The organism is Aestuariibaculum sediminum (assembly GCF_014596945.1).
GTDB classification, from domain to species: Bacteria; Bacteroidota; Bacteroidia; order Flavobacteriales; family Flavobacteriaceae; genus Aestuariibaculum; species Aestuariibaculum sediminum.
Genome location: NZ_JACVXB010000007.1, coordinates 61,241 through 84,445 on the forward strand (window position 1 = coordinate 61,241; position 23,205 = coordinate 84,445).

Annotated in this window: 16 protein-coding genes; 7 read left to right on the plus strand and 9 right to left on the minus strand. The window is 34.3% G+C overall.

Features of this window, described 5'->3' with window-relative positions; genetic code table 11:
* The first annotated feature begins 20 nt into the window (after positions 1–20).
* The 7 genes from ICJ83_RS14085 (at position 21) to ICJ83_RS14115 (ending at position 9,708) form a co-directional block, all read left to right on the plus strand.
* The gene (locus ICJ83_RS14085; protein ID WP_223154788.1) at positions 21–2,123 is read left to right on the plus strand and encodes an OstA-like protein; all 2,103 of its coding nucleotides are present in this window, start codon (positions 21–23) and stop codon (positions 2,121–2,123) included.
* A 12-nt stretch (positions 2,124–2,135) separates the two neighbouring features.
* Positions 2,136–3,320: an aspartate aminotransferase family protein gene (locus ICJ83_RS14090; RefSeq protein WP_188231152.1), complete on the plus strand. Its 1,185-nt coding sequence runs from the start codon at positions 2,136–2,138 to the stop codon at positions 3,318–3,320.
* A 154-nt stretch (positions 3,321–3,474) separates the two neighbouring features.
* On the plus strand, positions 3,475–4,863 hold the full coding sequence (locus ICJ83_RS14095) for a tetratricopeptide repeat protein (protein WP_188231048.1): 1,389 nt from the start codon (positions 3,475–3,477) through the stop codon (positions 4,861–4,863).
* Between the two features lie 52 nt (positions 4,864–4,915).
* Positions 4,916–5,836, plus strand: a complete 921-nt coding sequence (locus ICJ83_RS14100) for a DUF368 domain-containing protein (protein ID WP_188231049.1) — start codon at positions 4,916–4,918, stop codon at positions 5,834–5,836.
* On the plus strand, positions 5,837–6,850 hold the full coding sequence (locus tag ICJ83_RS14105; protein ID WP_188231050.1) for a DUF368 domain-containing protein: 1,014 nt from the start codon (positions 5,837–5,839) through the stop codon (positions 6,848–6,850).
* Positions 6,850–7,593: a shikimate dehydrogenase family protein gene (locus tag ICJ83_RS14110; protein ID WP_188231051.1), complete on the plus strand. Its 744-nt coding sequence runs from the start codon at positions 6,850–6,852 to the stop codon at positions 7,591–7,593. Before ICJ83_RS14105 ends, ICJ83_RS14110 begins: the two co-directional genes overlap by 1 nt.
* A gap of 129 nt (positions 7,594–7,722) precedes the next feature.
* Positions 7,723–9,708: a DUF349 domain-containing protein gene (locus tag ICJ83_RS14115; protein WP_223154789.1), complete on the plus strand. Its 1,986-nt coding sequence runs from the start codon at positions 7,723–7,725 to the stop codon at positions 9,706–9,708.
* Between the two features lie 56 nt (positions 9,709–9,764).
* Here ICJ83_RS14115 and ICJ83_RS17060 read toward each other — a convergent pair whose 3' ends face one another.
* The 9 genes from ICJ83_RS17060 to ICJ83_RS14155 all read right to left on the minus strand — a co-directional run bounded on the left by ICJ83_RS17060 (position 9,765) and on the right by ICJ83_RS14155 (position 23,142).
* Positions 9,765–10,121, minus strand: coding sequence for a malate:quinone oxidoreductase (locus ICJ83_RS17060; protein ID WP_262891561.1), 357 nt, complete (start codon positions 10,119–10,121; stop codon positions 9,765–9,767).
* An 11-nt stretch (positions 10,122–10,132) separates the two neighbouring features.
* Positions 10,133–11,116, minus strand: a complete 984-nt coding sequence (locus ICJ83_RS14120) for a malate:quinone oxidoreductase (protein ID WP_262891562.1) — start codon at positions 11,114–11,116, stop codon at positions 10,133–10,135.
* 172 nt (positions 11,117–11,288) lie between these two features.
* The gene (gene mazG / locus ICJ83_RS14125; RefSeq protein WP_188231052.1) at positions 11,289–12,062 is read right to left on the minus strand and encodes a nucleoside triphosphate pyrophosphohydrolase; all 774 of its coding nucleotides are present in this window, start codon (positions 12,060–12,062) and stop codon (positions 11,289–11,291) included.
* Between the two features lie 108 nt (positions 12,063–12,170).
* Positions 12,171–14,438: an aconitate hydratase gene (locus ICJ83_RS14130; protein WP_188231053.1), complete on the minus strand. Its 2,268-nt coding sequence runs from the start codon at positions 14,436–14,438 to the stop codon at positions 12,171–12,173.
* A gap of 218 nt (positions 14,439–14,656) precedes the next feature.
* Complete coding sequence (locus ICJ83_RS14135; protein WP_188231054.1) at positions 14,657–17,449, minus strand: bifunctional aconitate hydratase 2/2-methylisocitrate dehydratase; 2,793 nt, start codon at positions 17,447–17,449, stop codon at positions 14,657–14,659.
* A 510-nt stretch (positions 17,450–17,959) separates the two neighbouring features.
* Entirely contained in the window at positions 17,960–18,913 is a 954-nt protein-coding gene (locus tag ICJ83_RS14140; protein ID WP_188231055.1) for an AAA family ATPase, read from the minus strand.
* Between the two features lie 3 nt (positions 18,914–18,916).
* Positions 18,917–20,371, minus strand: coding sequence for a peptidylprolyl isomerase (locus ICJ83_RS14145; RefSeq protein ID WP_188231056.1), 1,455 nt, complete (start codon positions 20,369–20,371; stop codon positions 18,917–18,919).
* Positions 20,334–21,185: a peptidylprolyl isomerase gene (locus tag ICJ83_RS14150; protein ID WP_188231057.1), complete on the minus strand. Its 852-nt coding sequence runs from the start codon at positions 21,183–21,185 to the stop codon at positions 20,334–20,336. The genes ICJ83_RS14145 and ICJ83_RS14150 overlap by 38 nt, the downstream gene beginning before the upstream one ends.
* A gap of 4 nt (positions 21,186–21,189) precedes the next feature.
* Positions 21,190–23,142, minus strand: a complete 1,953-nt coding sequence (locus ICJ83_RS14155; RefSeq protein ID WP_188231058.1) for a peptidylprolyl isomerase — start codon at positions 23,140–23,142, stop codon at positions 21,190–21,192.
* Positions 23,143–23,205: the final 63 nt, after the last annotated feature.

Genomic DNA, 23,205 nt, shown 5'->3' on the forward strand with positions numbered 1-23,205 from the left:
TTTTATTAATCTTTTGTTTTTTGTTATCTACATTTTGTGTAACAGCGCAAGACAAAAGACAAATTGAAATTAAATATTCAGGAAGACTAAATCGTGACGAAGCTAATTTTCCTGGCGCCACCATCTTAACCAGAGATGATTCCCAACAAGTGCATTTATACCATAATGGCACCGATTTATGGTGTGATAAAGCCATTCGCTACGGACAGGAAAATTTTATTGAAGCTTATGGAAATGTCAAAATGATTCAAGGGGACACCATTAATATGTCTGCCAAATACATTGAGTATAGTGGCATTTCAGAATTGGCTTTTGCGAGTGGCGAAGTCGTTTTAAAAGACCCTAACTCAACCATATCTAGTGACACATTATATTTCGATAGAATTAACCAGGAAGCCTTTTATAAAAGTGGCGGAACCGTTGTAAAGGATACCTCGGGTACTATTACCAGTAAAATTGGTCGTTACTTAATGCAGCAAAAAAAATACCGTTTCACTGAAAATGTCGTGCTAACTAATGACGACGCAATTATTAATTCAGATTACTTTGATTTTTATTCCGATACTGGAAAAGCATTTTTGTATGGACCTTCTACTATAGTCACTGAAACCAGCAAAACCTATTGCGAAAAAGGTTTTTATGACACCAAGAATAAAACTGGTTATGCTGTGAAAAAATCACGAATAGACTACGATAACCGTATTATTGAAGGTGATAGTTTATACTTCGACAACAACATCAGTTTTGCATCGGCTACCAATAATATAAAAGTCACAGACACCATTAACAAAACCATAGTTAAAGGCCATTATGCTGAGGTTTTTAAAGAAAAAGACTCGCTTTTCATAACCAAAAGAGCACTAGCTGCCACGAAGCAAGAAAATGATTCGATTTACATGCATGCCGATAAAATTATGGTAACAGGAAAACCCGATGAACGCATTTTAAGAGCCTATTACAATGCCAAAATCTTTAAAACTGACTTAAGTGGAAAGGCTGATTCTATTCATTCTAATCAAAAAACTGGCGTTACTCAACTTATTAACCTGAATCGCCTGGCTTCTTTAGATAAATTCGCAACGAAACGACGCCCAATCATGTGGAATGTAGAAAGTCAAATGACAGGAGATACCATTCATTTATTTTCAAATACAAAAACCGAAAAATTAGATTCGCTTCTTGTTTTCGACAATGCCTTTATTATTAGCAAAGACACATTAAGTGAAGACGGGTACAATCAAATTAACGGTTTAAAACTTCTTGGTCAATTTGATGACGAAAACCAGCTTAGAACGGTTGACATCAACAAAAACGCACAATCTATTTTTTACGTTAGAAACGACAAACAAGAATTAGTAGGTATCGACAAAGCAAAATCAGGAAGAATATCTATACTTTTTGGAAATGGAGATATAGAAGAATATACCCGATTTAATCAAGTAGACGGCACACTGCCTCCTGAATCGGAATATCTGGAGAAAGATAAACGTTTGAAAGGCTTTGATTGGCGCGAAGACGAACGCCCACAATCTGTAGCCGATTTATTTTCTGAAGACAAACCGATAGTATTACCTAAAATTCAAGGATTAGAAGATTATATTCCCGAGGATGATTTCTTTAATGAGGAAATGATGGAGCGTATTAATATGGCTGGTAATAGTCAAGAGTTTTTAGGATTAAAAAATGGAAATAATCTTTTGGAATATCCTAATGACTTTGAAAATAATATATGGTATAAACAGCATACTAAAGTATCTGCAAAATCAACACTATCGCCTAACAAAAAAGAATTAGTTTATTCTATATCAGGAATAGGGCAAGGTAACGGTCAAATAATTCAAAGCATAAATAAAACACACGGAAAATTCAAATTTTCCATTTGGTTGAAAGGTTCTGGGGTAGTAAGTATAATTATTCAAAGAAATGGTGCGCCTTGGACTAGTTATGAGTCTCTAGGTATAGATCTTCCTGATTCTTGGAAAAAATACAGTATATCGACTTTAAAGCCTCTAGACCAAAGTAAACTTAGATGTTTAATAAGTAATATTGAACCAACCGACGAAGTCTACGCATGGGGAGCCTCACTTATTGAAATAAAAGAAACCCCTGAGGCAAAAGATTAGTTTTAAAGTATGATGAAACAAGACTTCTTAAAATACCAAGCGCAAACGTCGACGTTTCCTTTGGCTATGGAAATTTCTCATGCCAGAGGCAGTTATATTTACGACACCAATGGTAAACCATTTTTGGATTTTGTTTCTGGAGTTTCGGCAACACCTTTAGGGCACAATCACCCAAAAGTGATTAATGCTATCAAACACCAACTGGATAAATATATGCATGTTATGGTATATGGCGAGTATGCACAACACGCACCTGTAGAACTTTGTAAATGTATTGCGAAACATCTACCAAAGCCATTAGACAAAACCTATTTAACAAATTCTGGTACCGAAGCTATTGAAGGGGCACTAAAACTTGCTAAGCGTATAACTGGCAGAAGTGAAATTGTCGCAGCAAAAAAAGCATACCACGGTAATACCATGGGTTCCATGAGTGTTATGGGCTTTGAAGAACGTAAGCAAGCGTTTAGGCCGCTTCTTCCCGGCGTTAAATTTATCGAGTTCAATGAAGAAGAGGATCTTTTAAAAATAACGACGAAAACAGCTGGTGTTATTTTAGAAACCATCCAAGGTGGTGCTGGATTTATTGAGCCTAAAAACGGCTATTTAGAAAAAGTTAGAAAACGCTGTACCGACGTTGGTGCGGTTCTTATTTTAGACGAAATCCAACCAGGTATTGGCAGAACTGGCAAACTTTTCGGTTTCGAAAATTACAATTGCACACCAGATATTGTAGTTATGGGTAAAGGGCTTGGTGGGGGCATGCCTATTGGCGCATTCACTTCTTCAACGAAACATATGGATTTACTAATGGAAAATCCTAAGTTAGGTCATATTACAACTTTTGGCGGACATCCTGTTATTGCTGCGGCAGCTTTAGCTACACTAACAGAAATTACGGAAACCAATTTAATGCCCGAAGCATTGGAAAAGGAAGAACTTTTCAGAAAGCTTTTAATACATCCGTTGATTACAGAAATACGAGGAAAAGGTCTTATGCTGGCCCCAATAATGCAATCTGAAGATATAGCAAACACTGTTGTTTTAAAGAGTCAAGATGCCGGTTTAATCCTGTTTTGGCTGCTCTTCGAAGGTAAGGCTGTGCGAATAACGCCACCTCTAACCATTTCAAATGATGAAATAATTAAAGGATGCGACATAATTATTTCAATTTTAAATGAAATTCAAGAAAGCTAACGCACCATTAACCGACTAATCACCAACAAACAAACTTAATTTTAAAATAAACTCCTTAACTGTTCATTACTTTGTTAAAAACATTTAGGCTTGAACTGTTAATCATTAAAATAGAACATTAAATTTATAGTAGTAGAATTTTACAAATGTGCTTATGGAGTTTAGTCATGATGACAACAATAATTTACCTCTAACAAAATTTGAGTCCATGTTAAAAACAAACCACGTTTTGTTTTTTGACTCAGAGGAATTTGAAAACATCATTCATCACTATCTAAATCAAGGTAAAATAGCTTTAGCTAAAAAAGCAATAAAACTTGGTTTGGACCAGCATCCCTCCTCGGTTAATCTCAGGCTTTTTAAAGTTGAAGTTTATGTGTTTGAAAACAAACTTATTGAAGCAGACACTTTGCTTAATGAACTTTATAATTTGGATCCGATGAATGAAGAAATCTACATCCAAAAAGCAAATATATTTTCTAAAAAAGACGAACATCAGCAAGCTATCGATGTGCTTAAAAAAGCACTTGAACTAACTGACGACGTCGTAGATTTGTATTCGCTTATCGGAATGGAATACCTTTTTCTTGATGAATTTGAAAAAGCCAAAGAATGCTTTATGAAGTGTTTGGAAGAGGATATAGAAGATTATTCTGCACTTTACAATGTGATTTACTGTTTTGACTTTTTGAATCAGCCTGAAGAAGCAATTGAATATTTAAATATATTCTTGGACAAAAACCCTTATTGCGAAGTAGCTTGGCATCAATTAGGCAAACAATACTACAATTTAAAAAATTACAAAAAAGCATTAGCAGCCTACGATTTTGCCATCATTTCAGACGATACGTTTGTCGGTGCTTACCTCGAACGTGGAAAAGTTTTAGAAAAATTAAAACGTTTTAATGAAGCTATTGAAAACTACAGTATAACTTTAGAGTTAGACGACCCTACCTCATTTGCTTTACTGCGCATTGGAAACTGTCATGAAAAGCTTCAAAATGATGAATTAGCCGTTCAGTATTATTACAAAACAGTACATGAGGACCCGTTATTAGATAAAGGTTGGATAGCCATAACACGTTTTTACAATAGAAAACGAAATTATCAAAAAGCGTTATATTACATAAATAAAGCGCTTAACATCGATTCTGAAAATGTTAATTACTGGAAATTATATTCTCAAATTAATCATCGTTTAAATCATTTAGAAGAAGCAGAACGGGGCTTCAAAAAAACCCTAGAGTTAGGAAATTACGAATTAAATACCTGGTTAACAAGAGGCGATATACTATTGAAATTAGGCGAACCAGAAGCTGCTATTTATAATTTTGAGCAAGCCATTGAGTTTTATCCCGAAAATTCGGAGATAGAATATCGTTTAGCTGGTTTATACTTTTCACTTAATGAAAATGATAAAGGTATTTTTTATCTAAAAAATGGTTTAAAGCATAATGAAGAGTTTTCGTTTATTATAGACGAACTATTTCCTGGTGTTTCCAATAAAATCCTGGTAAAAAACATACTAAAAACGAATCAATAATCGGCTGTTTAATTAAAATGTATACCTTTGGTTTTTTACACAAAAACTAAATATGCAACGACGCTTAATTGATTATCTAATCATTTCTTTTAAAGGTTTAGCTATGGGGGCTGCCGATGCTGTTCCTGGAGTATCAGGAGGTACCATCGCATTCATTTCAGGAATTTATGAAGAACTCATTTCCACTATAAGCAATATTAAACCTTCTCTATTTAAAACACTTTTTAAGCGAGGAATCAAAGCATTTTGGCAAGAAGTTAATGGTAACTTTATTCTTGCTTTGTTAACTGGAATTATAATTAGTTATGTGTCGTTTATGAAATTGGCCAAGTTTCTTTTAGAAAACCACCCCATTTTAATCTGGTCATTTTTCTTCGGTCTAATCGTAGCCAGCATTTATTTCGTTGGAAAACAAGTTACAAAATGGAATGCTTCCATAATAATTTCATTAATTATAGGCGCGCTTGTTGCCTTTTATATAAGTTCGCTGCCAGCTATGGAAAATAGTAACAGTAATTGGTTTTTATTTTTTGCTGGAGCAATAGCCATATGTGCTATGATATTGCCAGGAATTTCAGGTTCTTTTATCCTTATCATTTTAGGAGCATACAAAACTTTAAGTGACGCCATTCATGATATGGACATTCAAAAATTAATCATTTTTTTCTGTGGTGCTTTTCTGGGGTTATTAAGCTTTAGTCACGCCTTAAAGTGGCTTTTTAAAAACTATCATAATATAACACTTGCCTTACTAACTGGATTTATTTTCGGTTCTTTAAACAAAGTATGGCCTTGGAAGAACACGTTATCTTGGCATACCAATTCGGAAGGAATAAAATCTCCTTTAATTCAAGAGAGCATTTCTCCATTCTCCTATAATGGCGATAATCAATTTGTATTTGCTGTTTTCTTAATGTTTCTTGGTTTTTTAACTATTTTTATTCTAGAAAAAATAGGATCTAAACAAGCATAAATGGAAAGTACCAGAACACTTAAAGACAAACTTTTTTTAATTCTGAAAGGTTTAGGAATGGGAGCTGCGAATAAAGTTCCTGGTGTGTCTGGTGGTGTTGTAGCATTCGTTGCTGGGTTTTATGAAGAATTTATTTATTCCTTGAAAAAAATAAATGGGAAAGCTTTTAAATTGCTCATAAATGGTCGTTATAAAAGTTTTTTCAATTATATCAATGGTCGTTTTATTAGCTTACTATTCTTTGGAATGATAATTAGCTATTTTAGCGTTTCTAAAGTATTAGACTACCTTATAGAACATTATGAACTTTACGTTTGGAGTGTTTTTTTTGGTATGATAATAGGCTCCATTTATTATATTAATAAAGATTTTAAAGATTGGAATTACCAAACCTATACCTCTCTGGCAATAGGCATATTAATTGGTGCAAGTATTAGTTTTCTAAATCCGGCGAAAGAAAATGACAACCTGTGGTTCGTTTTTTTCTGTGGGATTATAAGTGTTTCAGGTATGACACTACCCGGGTTTTCAGGGTCGTTTATCTTAATTCTTCTTGGGAATTATGTATTACTGTTAGTAGATTCGGTAAATGCTCTTTACGATACATTTTCAGATATTATTCAGGGTAACTTCAGCTTTATAAATAATACCGAACGCATTAGAATGTTACAGGTATTAGCGGTTTTTACTTTAGGTTCAATAGCAGGTTTGGTTACCTTTTCTCATATGCTAAGCTATATTTTGAAAAGATACAAGAGTATCACTTTATCTGCAATTATAGGTTTTATAATAGGATCTTTAGGTGTAGTGTGGCCTTGGAAACACACCATATATAAACTGTCTGATGACGGTTCAATTATATTAGATTCAACAGGAACAAAAATAGTTGCAAATTACCAACGATACATCCCGCAATTAACTAACGAAACGTTTTACGCCATAGCCTTTATTTTCTTTGGCATTGCTATTGTTTTAGGTTTGGAATATTACGGACAAAAAACCAGAAAAATATAATGAACAAACTCGGACTTTTAGGCAGAAATATTTCATATTCATTTTCAAGATCTTATTTTAAAAAGAAATTTGAAGATGAACAGATCCACAATACCACATATGAAAATTTTGATATCCCATCAATCGATGATTTACCCAAAATTCTTATAAATACAAAAGGATTAAAAGGATTTAATGTCACGATTCCGTACAAGCAAGAGGTTATTCCTTATCTCGATAAGCTTAATAAAAAAGCAAAAGCAATTGGTGCGGTTAATACGATTAGAGTAACCAAAAAAGGAAAACTAATAGGTTACAATACCGATTGCTATGGTTTTAAGAAATCATTAAAGCCTCATTTAAAAAAACATCATAAATCTGCATTAATATTAGGCACAGGTGGTGCGAGTAAAGCTGTAGCTTACAGTCTAGACAAACTAGGTATATCTTATAAATATGTATCCCGTTCGGCTTCGAAAGGCGTAGAATATACTTATAAAGACTTAACAGAATCTATAATAAAGGACAATAAAGTTATAGTAAACTGTACACCATTAGGCACTTTTCCTAATATTGAAAACCGACCAGATATCCCTTACAATGGCATAACGAGCAAACACATTCTTTTCGATTTAATTTACAATCCTGAAGAAACCACATTCTTAAAATTAGGCAAAAAACATCAAGCTAAAACAATTAATGGTTTAAATATGCTCATTTTCCAGGCCGAAAAAGCATGGTCAATCTGGAAAATCCCTATTTAAAATGATTAAAAATTGAACCTACCTTCAAATCGAAAACAAATAATTTGCTCTCTAAATATTTGTAAATAATAGACTTGTTAGTATCTTTAAACTCACAAACAAACAAAACGAACCCTAACATTATTAATAATGTCTGATTTGAATATGTTGCACGGAAAAGAAAATCAAAGTAAGAATGAAGAACATTCTGAAAAGGAAACAGTAGAAAATACAGTTAAAGAGTCTGCAGAAACCAATGAGGTTAACGCTTCTGAGCCTGTAGAGAACGATTCGACTACTGAAGAATCGAATTCTGAATTTAAATCAGAATCCGGAACAGAAGATGATGGTGTGGATGAAATTGACGAATCGAACGCTGAAGATGCCGAAGATGAGGGTCATAAAGACAGACACACTATAGAAATGAAGGACTACGACACTATGTCGTTAGAAGCTTTAGCTATAGAATTAGAACGCCTACTTAGAACTGAAAAAGTTCAAGCCATAAAATCGCACGTCGAAGCACTCAATAATGAATTTAAAAGTAAATTTCAAGCGCTTTTAGATGAGAAAAAAGAAGACTTCATAAATGAAGGAGGCAATGAAATTGATTTTTATTACTCTTCTCCTGTACAAAAACGCTATAAGGCAGCATACAACGATTATCGTAAAAAGCGTAACGAGTACTATCAAAATATTGAAAAAAACCTGAAACAAAATTTAGCCGATAAGCTCGAAATCATTGAAGAACTTAAAGGCTTAATTAACGTTGAGGAAAATATCAATACCACATATAAACATTTTAAAGAACTACAGGAACGCTGGAAAAATACAGGGCCTATTCCAAGAGATAAATACAATAATGCATGGAATAGTTACCACCATCATGTAGAAATGTTTTACGATTTCTTGCATTTAAACAGAGATTTACGCGATTTAGATTTTAAGCATAATTTAGAAAAGAAACTATTAATTATTGAGCGCGCCGAAGAGTTAGCAAAAGATGATAATGTTTTAAGAGCCTTTAGGGAGCTACAAGAGCTTCATAAAATGTGGAAAGAAGAGCTCGGCCCAGTAAGTAAGGAACATCGAGAAGAAATATGGAGCAAATTTAAAGCTGCTACTAAAGTAATTAACGACAAGCGACAAGCTTATTTTCAGGAAATTGATAAAATTTATGAAAAAAACTTAGACGTTAAACTAGAAATTATTGATGCCATTAAGGCTATAACTGCTGAAGATATCAAAACGCATAACGGTTGGCAAAAGAAAATAAAAGAAGTAGAAGCCTTAAGAGAATCCTTTTTTAATGCCGGCAAAGTGCCTATTAAAGAAAATGAAAACACTTGGGCTAAATTCAAGGAAGCTGTTCGAACGTTTAATCGTCAGAAAAACGGATTTTATAAAGATCTAAAAAAAGAACAGTACAACAATCTTCAAAAGAAACTAGATTTAATTAAAATTGCCGAGGACAATAAGGACAGTGAAGATTATGAAGTGACTACACCACTTATGAAGAAAATTCAAAGTGACTGGAAAAAAATTGGTCATGTTCCTAGAAAAGACAGCGATAAAATTTGGAAGCGCTTTAAAGCGGCCTGTAATCTTTATTTTGATAAATTACACGCACAGCGTAACGCAGCCAATAAAGAAGGCATGGAAGCTTTTTCTAAAAAATTAGAACTTTTAGATAAATTAAAAAGCTTAAATCCTTTTACCGACAAAGACAAAGGTATCGAGCAAATTAAAGAATTTACAAATCAATGGAAAGAATTAGGTCGTGTCCCTAATGATAAACGCTATATTGAAGGTAAATTCAATAAAGCCGTAGATGAATTACTTTCTGGCTTAGAAATGGATAAAAACGAGGTTGAAATGATTAAGTTCGAGAATAAACTTGACCATATGAACACAGCCGACGATAATCGGGATTTAGACAACGAACGCTCCTTTATTCGTAAGAAGATTGATGAAGTGAAAAGCCAGATTAATCAGCTAGAAAACAATTTGCAATTTTTCACCAATGTAGATGACGATAATCCTTTAGTAAAAGAAGTTCACAACAACATTAAAACACATAAAGAGTCTTTAGAACTTTGGGAGAATAAATTGAGTAAAATAAAGGAAATGTATTAATAACACATAAAAAAAGCCGCTAAATAGCGGCTTTTTATTTAAATATAATTTTCAATTTAAAAACATTTTTCGATAACTTTTTGCATCACCGAATAAGAGGTTGACGCACCTGGAGAAGCCCCTAATAAAGCAGCAATAGACTTGTCTTTAGATACTATTATTTCTGTACCAAATTCAAGCTTTCCAAAGCCCTTTTTGTTTCGCTTTATAATTTGAACGCGTTGGCCAGCAACTACCATTTTCCAGTCGTCATCGCTTGCTTCAGGATAAAATTCTCTTAACATATCCATACGGTCCTTAAAACTTAAACTTACCTGTTTAATTAAATATTTTACCAATGGTAAATTTTGATAACCAGCTCCTAATAAACTCATGATATTATCAAATTCTACCGACCTCGGCAAATCAAACATTGAACCATGTTTCACAGGAATTTGGTTGTAAAACCAGCAAAAGGTCCGAATAGTAATTCTTTTCGCCCGTTAATCATTCGTGTATCCATGTGAGGTACTGACATTGGTGGTGATCCTTTTTTAGCTTTACCGTATACCTTAGCCTGATGCTGTTCTATAATTTCTGGGTTTGTACATCGCAACCACAATCCGCTAATTGGAAATCCTCCATATCCCCTAGCCTCTTTGATGTCACTTTTTTCCAATAAAGGTAAAGCACCACCACCAGCGCCAATAAAAACATAGTTTGAAACAATTTTCCAGTGCTTACCAACATTCTGTCCTTTTACAGACACTAACCAACGTTTATTATCGGTTTTTTGTAAATTATAAACATTACTATTGTTAATCAATTTAACATTAGGCTGCTTTCCTAAAAAGCGAAATAACTGATCTGCAACCTCTCCAAAATTAACATCGTATCCATTTTCGAAATACGTTGCAGCAAGTGCCTCTTTTTCGCTTCTGCCCTGCATCATTAAAGGAATCCACTCTTTAATCTTATCGATGTCTTTTGAAAAGAGCATGTCTTTAAAATGTGGTCTTTCTTTAAGTGCTTTCCAACGCTTTTCTAAATAGGCCACATTTTTCTTTCCTTCAACAAAACTTAAATGAGGTACTTTATTGATACACTTTGAAAGGTTTTTAATATATCCCTTATCAGCACAATTCTCCCAAAATTCCAAGGTATCATTAAATTGCTCCGAAATATCAATGGCTTTAGATATATCTATCTCTCCTTTTTTCTCGGGCGTGTAATTTAATTCACAATTTCCTGCATGTCCTGTTCCTGCATTATTCCAGGCTTCAGAACTTTCTTCTGCCATTTTAGGTAACTTTTCTAAAACAGTAATTTTCTTGCCTGGAAATTTCTCAAAAAGTAGAATTGCCAATGTGGCACTCATTATCCCTCCTCCAATAAGTACAAATTCGGAATGCTTTATCGTTTTTGCCATTTTTGAAACCTTGTTTCTTTAATATTTGGCTGCAAAGATAATTGTTTAGGAAACAATAAAAATTCTTATTTCCTACAATATTTTTTATTTTTAAAAAATTAAAATATTACATATCAATTATTAATAATATTGTATAGTTTGTTCATTGAAAACGCATTAAATATAATTAGTTTTAAAGCTTTTTAGCCTCATCCCAGAATACATCCATTTCGGCAAGGGTCATATCTTTTAACGGTTTGTTTAGACTTTGCGCCTTTTCTTCTAAATATTTAAAACGTTTTGAGAATTTTTTATTGGTTCGTTCTAAAGCATTTTCAGGGTTAACATTTAAAAATCGGGCATAATTTACCATTGAAAATAAAACATCTCCAAATTCGCTTTCTATAGCATCTAGGTTATTGGTTTCTATTTCAGCTTTTAATTCACTTAGCTCTTCTTCTACCTTTTCCCAAACTTGATTAGGTTCTTCCCAGTCGAATCCAACACCAGCTACCTTCTCCTGAATTCTGTTAGCTTTAACTAACGCAGGTAAACTATTGGGAACACCTTCTAACACACTTTTTTTACCTTCTTTCAGTTTCAGGTTTTCCCAGTTTCGCTTTACATCTTCTTCATTTTCAACTTTCACATCGCCATAAATATGAGGGTGTCTGGAAATTAATTTCTCACAAATTCCATTACATACATCGGCAATATCAAATTCATTCGTTTCACTTCCTATTTTTGAATAAAATACAATATGCAACAATACATCTCCTAACTCCTTTTTAACCTCATCTAGATCATTATCTAAAATAGCATCTCCTAACTCGTATGTCTCTTCAATCGTTAAATGTCTTAAGGTTTCCATGGTTTGCTTTTTGTCCCATGGGCATTGCGCCCTTAGCTCATCCATTATAGTTAATAATCTGTCGAATGCTTGAAGTTGCTCTGCTCTTGTATTCATGAATTATAATTTTTTATAAAAATACGATTATAAATGATTCTCATACATTGATTAAAACAAAATATCCAGCCGTTTGGCTGGATATTTATCTATCAATAATTTTAAATTTTAAGCATTTTCAGCAGCTATCAGATTTAACGCTGAACCAGCATTATACCATGCAATTTGAGCTTCATTATAAGAATGATTTAATTTAATGATATCTTTACTACCATCAGCATGAACAATCTCAAGTGTTAGTTGTTTATCTGGTGCAAATTCATTCAAATCTAAGAAGTTAAAAGTGTCATCCTCTTGTATTAAATCGTAATCTGATTCATTGTCGAATGTTAGTCCTAATAAACCTTGTTTTTTTAAATTGGTTTCATGAATACGAGCAAAGGATTTTACAATTACTGCGGCTACTCCTAAATGCCTAGGCTCCATTGCTGCATGCTCACGCGATGAACCTTCGCCATAATTATGGTCTCCTACCACGATTGTTTTTATACCTGCCTTCTTATACTCCCGCTGTACATCGGGAACCCCGCCATACTCTCCTGTTAATTGATTTTTAACAAAATTGGTTTGTTGATTAAATGCATTAACTGCACCGATTAAACAGTTATTTGAAATGTTGTCCAAGTGTCCTCTAAAGCGTAACCATGGACCTGCCATCGAGATATGGTCGGTAGTACATTTACCAAATGCCTTTATTAATAATTTAGCACCTTTAATTTCGTCTCCAATTGGTGTAAATGGTGTTAACAGTTGAAGTCGTTCCGATTCTGGATTGACCACGACCTTCACGTGACTTCCATCTTCTTCTGGCGCTAAATAACCATTATCCTTAACTTCGAATCCTTTTGGTGGAAGCTCCCATCCTGTAGGCTCTTCGAACATCACCTCTTCTCCATTCTCATTAATCAGTTTATCCGTCATTGGGTTAAAATCCAATCGTCCAGATATAGCGATTGCCGCAGTTAATTCCGGCGATGCTACGAAAGCATGTGTATTTGGGTTGCCATCAGCACGTTTTGCAAAGTTCCTGTTAAATGAATGCACAATACTGTTCTTTGGTGCATTTTTGGGGTCGCTGTAACGTGCCCATTGTCCGATACATGGACCACAGGCATTTGTAAATATTTTAGCATCTAATTTTTCAAAAACATCTAGAATACCATCCCGTTCTGCAGTGTATCGAACTTGCTCTGAACCTGGATTTATACCCAATTCAGATTTCATTTTTAATCCTTTATCTATAGCTTGTTGTGCGATTGAAGAAGCTCGCGACAAATCTTCATAAGATGAATTTGTACAAGATCCTATTAAGCCCCATTCTACTACCAACGGCCAATCGTTAGCCTTTGCCTTTTCAGTCATTTCTTTTCCTGCTGGAGTCGATAAATCTGGAGTAAAAGGTCCGTTTAGTAACGGATTTAATTCCGATAAATTAATTTCAATAACTTGATCAAAATATTCTTCCGGATTTGCATAAACTTCAGGATCGGCAGTTAAATACTCTTTTACTTTATTTGCAGCATCGGCCACATCAGCTCGTTCGGTAGAGCGTAAATAACGTTCCATAGATGCGTCGTAACCAAATGTAGATGTTGTAGCTCCTATTTCGGCCCCCATATTACAAATAGTTCCTTTTCCTGTACAAGACATAGAAGTAGCACCTGGCCCAAAATATTCTACAATAGCACCTGTTCCACCTTTAACAGTAAGAATTTCGGCAACTTTTAAAATAACATCTTTGGGTGCCGTCCACCCAGATAATTTTCCAGTTAATTTAACACCAATCAATTTAGGGAATTTTAATTCCCAAGCCATTCCAGCCATAACATCGACAGCATCGGCACCACCAACACCAATGGCAACCATTCCTAGACCACCTGCATTAACCGTATGCGAATCGGTACCAATCATCATCCCACCAGGAAAAGCATAATTTTCTAAAACTACCTGATGTATAATTCCTGCTCCTGGTTTCCAGAAACCTATACCATATTTATTGGAAACTGATTCTAAAAAATTAAATACTTCACTACTTACACTATTGGCGTGTTTTAAATCGGCTGCGGCACCATCCTTTGCTTGTATTAAGTGATCGCAATGCACTGTAGTTGGTACGGCTACCTTATTTTTTCCAGCCTGCATAAATTGTAGTAAAGCCATTTGAGCGGTAGCATCCTGACATGCAATCCTGTCTGGTGCAAAATCAACATAATCTTTTCCTCTTACAAATGCCTTAGTAGGCTTTCCATCCCACAAATGATTGTACAATATTTTTTCTGAAAGCGTTAAAGGTTTACCCACAATTTCTCGAGCTGCATCCACGCGCTCAGCCATTTTGGAATAAACACCTTTAATCATTTCTATATCAAATGCCATATAACTTAATTTTTCAAATTTTTACTTCCCCTAAATTATTAAAAAAAAGCGATATGACTTAGTAATTAACTAAATATTAGATTATTTAAAATTAGTTTAGATTGATTTTTTTATCTTTTTTATTTCGATAAAAATGATTCATAAAAAAACCAGGTTCAAGAAATCAATTTTGAACCTGGTTTTAGTATAATTAAAAAGATAATAAACTATAATATAATTTAAAATGCAACTGCAGCTGTACTCAATTGCTTGTGAGGTGGTTTAAACTTCGTTAAAACAATACCCTCTACTGCAGCTTGATATTCTTCAATATTTGGTGTTCTACCTAAAATTGTAGATAATACCACCACCGGTGTAGATGACAATAAAGATTCTCCTTTTTTCTCACCCGAATCTTTAACCACGCGACCTTGGAATAAACGCGTTGATGTTGCCATTACTGTATCTCCTGGCTCCGCTTTTTCCTGGTTACCCATACATAAGTTACAACCTGGACGCTCTAAGTAAAGCATGTTTTCGTATTTAGTACGAGCTAAACCTTTAGGCGCATTATCATCAAATTCAAATCCTGAATATTTTTGTAACACTTCCCAATCACCTTCAGCTTTTAACTCATCTACAATGTTATATGTTGGAGGCGCAACAACTAATGGTGCTTTAAACTCTACTTTTCCTTGTTGTGCTTCGATATTTTTTAGCATTTGCGCTAATATTTTCATATCACCTTTGTGAACCATACAAGATCCCACGAAACCTAAATCTACTTTTTTAGATCCACCATAGAAAGATAACGGTCTGATGGTATCATGTGTATAACGCTTTGAAACATCTTCGTTATTTACATCTGGATCCGCAATCATTGGCTCAGCTATTTCATCTAAATCAATAACTACTTCAGCAAAATATTTGGCATTAGCATCTGGTCTTAACGCAGGTTTAGCTCCAGACTTTATTTCTTCGATTCTAGCATTGGCTTTATCTACCAGCCCTTGTAATACCTGTTTATCATTATCCATACCTTTTTTAATCATGATTTGGATACGGTCTCTTGCTATTTCTAACGATTCAATAAGGGTATCATCTTCTGAAATACAAATAGATGCTTTTGCTTTCATTTCAGCAGTCCAATCTGTAAATGTAAAAGCCTGATCTGATGTTAAAGTTCCAATATGCACTTCTATGACACGACCTTGGAATACGTTTTCACCACCAAATTGCTTCAACATTTGCTGCTGCGTTGCATGCACTACATCACGGAAATCCATGTAAGGTTTCATTTCACCTTTAAAAGTTACTTTTACAGACTGTGGAATTGGCATAGTCGCCTCACCTGTAGCTAAGGCCAGTGCCACTGTACCTGAATCGGCACCAAAGGCAACACCTTTAGACATACGTGTATGTGAATCTCCTCCAATAATAATAGCCCAATCATCAATTGTGATATCATTTAATACTTTATGAATCACATCGGTCATAGCATGATATTGTCCCTTAGGATCACGTGCTGTAATTAATCCGAAGTCGTTCATAAACTTCATTAACTTAGGAATATTGGCCTTAGATTTATTATCCCAAACCGATGCAGTGTGACAGCCTGACTGGTAAGCTCCATCAACAATTGGAGAAATAACTGTAGCGGCCATAGCCTCTAATTCCTGAGAAGTCATTAATCCTGTCGTATCCTGCGACCCTACTATATTCACTTCGACACGAACATCAGAACCAGCATGTAATGTTTTACCTGGCGTGGTTCCAACAGCATTTTTATTGAATATTTTTTCTACCGCTGTTAACCCTTGACCTTCCACAGAGATTTCTTTTGAAGGCGCGTAAACTGTAGGGGTTTCAACACCTAAAATTCCAGCCGCAATTGTTTGTAATTTTTTCCCAAAAACTACGGCATATGATCCACCTGCTTTAATAAACTCCATCTTTTGCGGAGTTAATGCTGCGGAAATATCTTTTAATTCCTGATCTCCTTTATATAATTTTTTCTCCTTTGTATTAATGGTAAGTACAGTACCTGTTTCTACTGAATACGCTTGCTCTAAAACAGGATCTCCATTTTCATCAACAACGGTATTACCTTCTGAATCCGTTTTCTTTACCCAGTTTTTTAAGTCGATACCAATACCTCCAGTCACGCCTACTGTAGTTAAGAAAATTGGTGAAATACCATTTGTCCCTGCAATGATTGGAGCAATATTAATGAAAGGCACATACGGACTTGCTTGAATACCCGTCCATAAAGCTACGTTATTTACACCCGACATTCTAGAAGAACCAACACCCATAGTTCCTTTTTCGGCGATTAACATAACACGCTTATCAGGATGTTGTTCTTTTAAGGCTGTCAATTCCTGCTGCATGTCTTTATTATGCTCAAAAATACATTGCCCATGTAACTCTCTGTCTGATCTTGAATGTGCATCGGCACCAGGAGATAATAAATCGGTAGAGATATCACCTGTACCTGCAATAAACGTAACGATTTCAATTTCTTCTTCTACATCTGGAAGTTTTGTAAAAAACTCTGCTTTTACATAGCTTTCCAATAAATCCTTAGCAACCGTATTACCAGCATTGTATGCCTCTTCTAAACGAGCGGTATCTGCTTCGTATAAAAACACTTGAGTCTTTAAAACTTCAGCGGCTTCTTTAGCTATAGCCTCGTCGCTTCCCAATGCCAAATCTAATAACACTTCTACTGAAGGTCCGCCTTTCATATGTGATAATAATTCAAAAGCGAACGTTGGAGTAATTTCATCTACAACCTCATTACCAAGAATAATCTCCTTTAAAAATTTCGCTTTTTCCCCAGCTGCACCCGTTGTTCCAGGTACCACATTGTAAATAAAAAATTTAAGCGAATCTTCGCGGTATTGATTTTTAACATCCTTTATTTGATCAATAATCTCAATTAATAAATCCGCCGAATCAATCGGTTTTGGATGAAGCCCCTGAGCTTTTCGCTCCTCGATTTCCTTAATGTAATCGTTGTACATATTCATATTAGAAGTTATTTCGATTTTAATAGCTTGAAACTCGTTCTCTGTTTTTAGATTACTCTGTAAAAAACATTATTTCAAACCGTTTAAACTGTTTTTTTCTTTAGCCTCGCAAAAGTACTGAATTAATACAAAGTTTTAAAAATAAAACAACTAATACCTAGACCAATAATACTAAATTATTATTGTGGTATAATTATTTAATATGCATTGCAATGTTTCAACAAAAATCAGTAAAAAACTGAATTTTCAACATAACCTTTAAATAGGTATTTATAATCGAAACACGCCGCGACTATTACATACGCGATACCACAAAAAATACTTAGTTTCCAATTACCTATCATGTACTTTTACGGCTCAAATTTATTATTTAATTGGAAATAAAAGCATCACAATTTGACTTAAATTGTTGAATACTTAACAAAATAGAAGAATTATTAGTGCCATACGTATTCTAAGAAATAATACGTAGTTTTATTTCTTAATTATCACTTTAAACGAATGCTACAATTAAAATAAACTTTCAATAATCTGGTCTTCGGAAATACCTTCGGCTTCCGCCTTGTAGTTTTTAATTATTCGATGCCTTAAAATTCCTTTAGCAACAGCCTGAACATTCTCTATATCCGGTGAAAATTTTCCGTGTATTGCGGCATGAGTTTTAGCAGCTAAAATTAAATTTTGGGAAGCTCTTGGTCCTGCACCCCAATCGATATAATTTTTTACTAAATCGGTAGCCGCGTCAGAATTAGGTCTTGTTTTACCAACTAATGCTACAGCATATTCAACTACATTGTCGGCAACAGGAATGCGACGTATTAAATGTTGAAAATCTATTATTTGTTGCGCTTTAAATAAAGCATTTACAGATTTTTTAGAATCGCTAGTTGTCGATTTTACAACCTCTACTTCTTCGGCAAACGACGGATAGTCTAAATTAATAGCAAACATGAAGCGATCTAATTGCGCCTCTGGCAAAGGATAGGTTCCCTCCTGCTCAATAGGATTTTGCGTTGCCAAAACAAAATAAGGTAAATCTAATTTATAATGATGTCCTGCCACGGTTACAGCACGCTCCTGCATAGCTTCTAACAAAGCGGCCTGAGTTTTAGGAGGTGTTCTATTTATCTCGTCTGCAAGAATAATATTTGAAAAGATAGGCCCTTTAATAAACTTAAAATGTCGGTCTTCATCTAATATTTCACTTCCCAAAATATCACTTGGCATTAAGTCTGGTGTAAACTGAATACGCTTAAAATCTAAACCTAAGGCCTGAGCAATGGTATTTACCATTAAGGTTTTTGCTAAACCTGGAACACCAATTAAAAGTGAATGCCCGCCTGAAAATATAGAAATTAATATTTGATTTACAACCTCATCCTGCCCTACAATAACTTTGGCTATTTCGGTTTTTAAATCTTTATATTGTTTTACGAATTGTTCAATAGCGGAAACATCAGACATATATTATTTTTTTAACCAGTTACTATTAAAGTCACAATTTCTATACTCACCACTTATTTTAATGTAAGTATCCATTATTTTTTCTTCTTGCCACTTCGCAATAGTGTTTATTTGCTTTTCATTTAGTGCTAATTCTTTAATCTTTAAATAGTCGCGAGCATAATCGGCTTCATGTTCATCAATTCTATCGGTAACCATTAATATTTTGAACATCACTTTGCCTGAGCGATCTTCTTCTTTATACACTAAACTCACTTCATTATCTTTTAAATTTTGAATTTGTGCATATAATTCTGGCTCCATACGGGTTAACTCAAAATTATAATCTTGAGTTATAGGGTTAATTAGCTGCCCACCATCACCACGGGTTTCCTTTTCATCACTGGCTTCTCTGGCTGCATCGGCAAACGAAATATCGCCATCTACAATACTTTTTCTTACTTTTTCTAAACGTTCTTTAGCTTCTTTAATGGCCTCATCTGAAACTTTTGGGCTCATTAAAATATGCGCTACATCACGCTCCTGACCTCTAATTTTTTCACAGAAAACAATGTGATAACCAAAGTCGGATTTAAAAGGCTCTGATATTTCACCTTCCTGTAAAGAAAATGCCACTTGCCTGAATTCTTTAACCATTCGAGGTTGCTTACGGTCTAAAGTGTATTTCCCTCCGCGACTTGCCGATCCAGGGTCTTCAGAGTATAAAATGGCTTTTGTTGAGAAACTTGTACCATTTTCAAGTATATCGGTTTTGAAGCTTTTTAGTTTATCAATAACGCGCTGTTTTTCTTCATCAGATACTTTTGGTTCGGCAACTATCTGTGCCACTTTTAACTCTGTACCAAAAGTAGGACGCTCGTCTTTTGGAATTTTATTAAAAAACTCTCGAACCTCTTCAGGCGTAATTTCAATTTCTCCTACAATTTTTTCCTGCATCTTTTTAGCCAACATGTTTGCTTTGTTTATTTCAAACATTTCATCACGCAGGGTTTGCTCATCTTCTTTTTTATAAAGTTTAACAAGTGCTTCTATTGGCTGTCCCGATTGTTGAACAAACTGATCGATTTGATAGTTTACATTTTGTCTGATTTCGGCATCTGAAACAATTATACTATCCTGAATCGCATGATGTGCGTATAATTTATCTTCTAAAAGTTTTCCGAAAAGCTCACAACGTCCAATATTTTTAGTATCAATGTCTTGAGCTTCTAGTTGCACAATAGCTTTATCAACATCAGAATCTAACAAAATATAATCACCAACCACGGCTGCTACACCATCTACCTTTCTTGCATTTTTGCTAGGGGTTTGTATATCGTTTACTGCTTGGTCTTTTTCAGCTTCCTCTTTAATTATTTCCTGAGCAAACAAAACCTGAGCAGCAAGCATTGTTATACATAAAACCGATATGTTTTTCAATTTATTTATAGATTTCGAATTGTTTATTTTTAATGGCATCTTTTGTAATATCTTTTTCTAATTTTTTAATCAGCTCAAGCTTTCTCTTATTAATAACGATTTGATTAATAGTTGGCTTTACATATTCCAATGGAGCCGTTTCTTTAGGTAACAAAACATCATTTACCTGCATCAAATATACTCCTAATGAATCTTTGAGTTGTACAAAATTAGATTTTTTTAACAGTTCATCTTTATTTTCTGAATTAATAACTGCAATTTTATTAACAACCTGATTAGCTTTTATCCATATAGAATCGTTAAGCGAATATGATTTAAACTGAATTGATAAGGAATCCAGCACACGTTTATCATTATTATTGAAGCGTTTAAATCGCTCTACAACCGACTTGTAGTTGTTCATATCTTCATCTAAATGAATATATCTAAACTTTATTAATTCCTCATTTAACTTGAAAGCGCCTTTATTTAGTTCATAATACCTTTCGGCTTCTTGTTTCGTTATTACTGAATCTATTTCTCTGGCAACTAAAGCCTCTAAATATGCTTTAGAGTACAAATCGTTTTTATATTGATTAACCAACTTATTAAAGTTGTTTTGCGTAGCTTCATTTAAATTTAGTCTTGCACCATCTATCAATAATTGTTGTGTGGCCCACTGATTGATATAATTTTGGACTAGTAAAATACTGTCTTCCTTCGATGTCCCATCAGAAACCAATTCTTCTATATCTTCATAATACAGATATGAATCGTTAACCCGTGCAACAGGAACTTGATCGTCCACTTCTTTAAAAAAATGACATGAGGTTACTAACAACAGTAATACAATTGAGGGATATATGTATCGCACTATCTTATTTTGTTAATTGAGTTTTCACTTTTTGTAAAACGTCTTGATTTACATCTACAGGGTATTTGGCGGCTAATGCCTCTACCCACTTTTGCTCTTTATAAACTTGATAATCGCTTATTACCATGCCTTTTGCTTCTTCCAGTGTTCTTTGTGTTTCAGGAATAATATCTTTTACATCTACTACTACAAACGCATCATTATGCTTATATATTTTTGAAATCCCCTTTTTAAACTGAAAATTTTCGGGCAACGCCTGGTGGCCGGCATCCATAATTTCTTCGGTAAAAATAACATCTATGTTATCGTTGCTGTTTACCAAATTTTTAATATTCTCGACCGACATACCTCCTGCCATAAGTTTAGAAACTTTCTTCATCGTCTTTTGCTTAGCCGATGATGCTACGATAGCATCAACTTTTTCAGGAGCCATATAATTTTCCTTGTGCGCATTATAATAGTCTTCTACCCCTAAAGAATCTGTTTTGGCGGCTTCCCAAATGGTTTCTTCCATTAAATCGAACAGTAACAGACCATCTCTGTATTCGGATACAATATTCGCAAATTCTACATCTTCCTCTTCCAAATGTGCTTCCTGATAGGCTACTAATTGAGAGTTCAGAAATGTATTATAACCTTTTTCTACAATAGTCTTAAAGCTTTCACGTGTACGGTTATATCTCTGATTTCTAACAAGAAAATCGCCAAAATCTTTAAATAAAAGTTGTTTTTCGCCTATTCTAACCAAAGGCTTATCGCCCTCGAAATTAACTGGTAACTCCCAAGACATTCGATAATAATTTTCGTTTAAAATACCCGTAAAATACGTTAACGCGGGTTGCTCATTCGTTACTTTATATTTTGCTTTTAATTTATTATATAAAGCTTCGTCAATTAACTTGGAACGCTGGTCGCGCTTAACACGCTGTTCCAGTTCGGGTTTCATTTCGTTGAAAGAGGCTATTGGTTTTTTACCCAATAGTTTTATAATATGCCAACCGTAATCGGTTTTAATAGGCTCTGAAAAATATCCGATTTCATCTAATCCAAAAACTGTATCTTCAAAAACTTTTGAGTTTACTTGCCCACTACTAATTGGTTCTAAACGTCCCCCATTTGCAGCGGTACTTTTATCTTCTGAAAATTGCTTAGCTAAAGTTTCAAACGTTTCGCCTTGCTGAAGTTTTTTATAAATTTCCTGAATTCTTTCAGCAGATTCCTGTCCGGAAGTATCTTCTTTTTTATGGAAAATCATAATGTGAGCCACAGTGCGTTCACCTCTAGATTTGCGTTTATCTTTTACATAAACTATATGATACCCAAAACGGGTTCTAAAAGGTTCTGATATTTCTCCCACAGGTGTATTATAGGCAGCATTTTCAAACTTATAAACCATTTTAAACCCCGAAAACCAATCTAAATCCTCGCCGTAAATAGTTTGTCCATTGTGCACCTCTTTTCGAACAGTTTCAAAACCTTCTTTCAAAGCGCGCTCGCGAATTTTTACAATATCATTGTAAGCAACCAAAGTATCATCGGGTGTTGGTTCTTCTGGAAGTTTAATAAGAATATGCGTAGCGTTAACATCATAAGATACACGATTGTAAGCTTCCTCAACTAAAGCCTCGGTAACCTGACTATCGGTTATATAGCTACTTGCCAATTGTTTCTTGTAATTAGATAACTCACGTAAATAAGATGGTTTTTTATCCAGGCCTAAAGCTCGGGCTTCCTTCAACTTTAATTTATAATTGGTAAATAATTTTAAATATTCGTCGACATCCTTTTGGGCAGGATCTTGAACCAAATCTAAATTTTTATTGTAAACCCTTATAAATTCTGCGGCTGTAACAGCTTCATCATCTACAGTAAACAAAATTTCTTTATTTGTGGATTGCCCATTTACTTGCAGCAAAACCAACATAAAAAATAATATTGAAATGTACTTTAAATTCATATTTAAAATTTATACCGTAGCAACAAAAATACTAATATAATGCTATAATACAAGTCGCTATAT

What these genes read in the sequence shown, in the direction of transcription:
- ICJ83_RS14090 (WP_188231152.1), top strand. Translation starts at nt 2,136, where the DNA reads ATGAAACAAGACTTCTTAAAATACCAAGCGCAAACGTCGACGTTTCCT.
- ICJ83_RS14095 (WP_188231048.1), top strand. Translation starts at nt 3,475, where the DNA reads ATGGAGTTTAGTCATGATGACAACAATAATTTACCTCTAACAAAATTT.
- ICJ83_RS14100 (WP_188231049.1), top strand. Translation starts at nt 4,916, where the DNA reads ATGCAACGACGCTTAATTGATTATCTAATCATTTCTTTTAAAGGTTTA.
- ICJ83_RS14105 (WP_188231050.1), top strand. Translation starts at nt 5,837, where the DNA reads ATGGAAAGTACCAGAACACTTAAAGACAAACTTTTTTTAATTCTGAAA.
- ICJ83_RS14110 (WP_188231051.1), top strand. Translation starts at nt 6,850, where the DNA reads ATGAACAAACTCGGACTTTTAGGCAGAAATATTTCATATTCATTTTCA.
- ICJ83_RS14115 (WP_223154789.1), top strand. Translation starts at nt 7,723, where the DNA reads ATGTCTGATTTGAATATGTTGCACGGAAAAGAAAATCAAAGTAAGAAT.
- ICJ83_RS17060 (WP_262891561.1), bottom strand. Translation starts at nt 10,121, where the DNA reads ATGTTTGATTTGCCGAGGTCGGTAGAATTTGATAATATCATGAGTTTA.
- ICJ83_RS14120 (WP_262891562.1), bottom strand. Translation starts at nt 11,116, where the DNA reads ATGGCAAAAACGATAAAGCATTCCGAATTTGTACTTATTGGAGGAGGG.
- mazG (WP_188231052.1), bottom strand. Translation starts at nt 12,062, where the DNA reads ATGAATACAAGAGCAGAGCAACTTCAAGCATTCGACAGATTATTAACT.
- ICJ83_RS14130 (WP_188231053.1), bottom strand. Translation starts at nt 14,438, where the DNA reads ATGGCATTTGATATAGAAATGATTAAAGGTGTTTATTCCAAAATGGCT.
- ICJ83_RS14135 (WP_188231054.1), bottom strand. Translation starts at nt 17,449, where the DNA reads ATGAATATGTACAACGATTACATTAAGGAAATCGAGGAGCGAAAAGCT.
- ICJ83_RS14140 (WP_188231055.1), bottom strand. Translation starts at nt 18,913, where the DNA reads ATGTCTGATGTTTCCGCTATTGAACAATTCGTAAAACAATATAAAGAT.
- ICJ83_RS14145 (WP_188231056.1), bottom strand. Translation starts at nt 20,371, where the DNA reads ATGCCATTAAAAATAAACAATTCGAAATCTATAAATAAATTGAAAAAC.
- ICJ83_RS14155 (WP_188231058.1), bottom strand. Translation starts at nt 23,142, where the DNA reads ATGAATTTAAAGTACATTTCAATATTATTTTTTATGTTGGTTTTGCTG.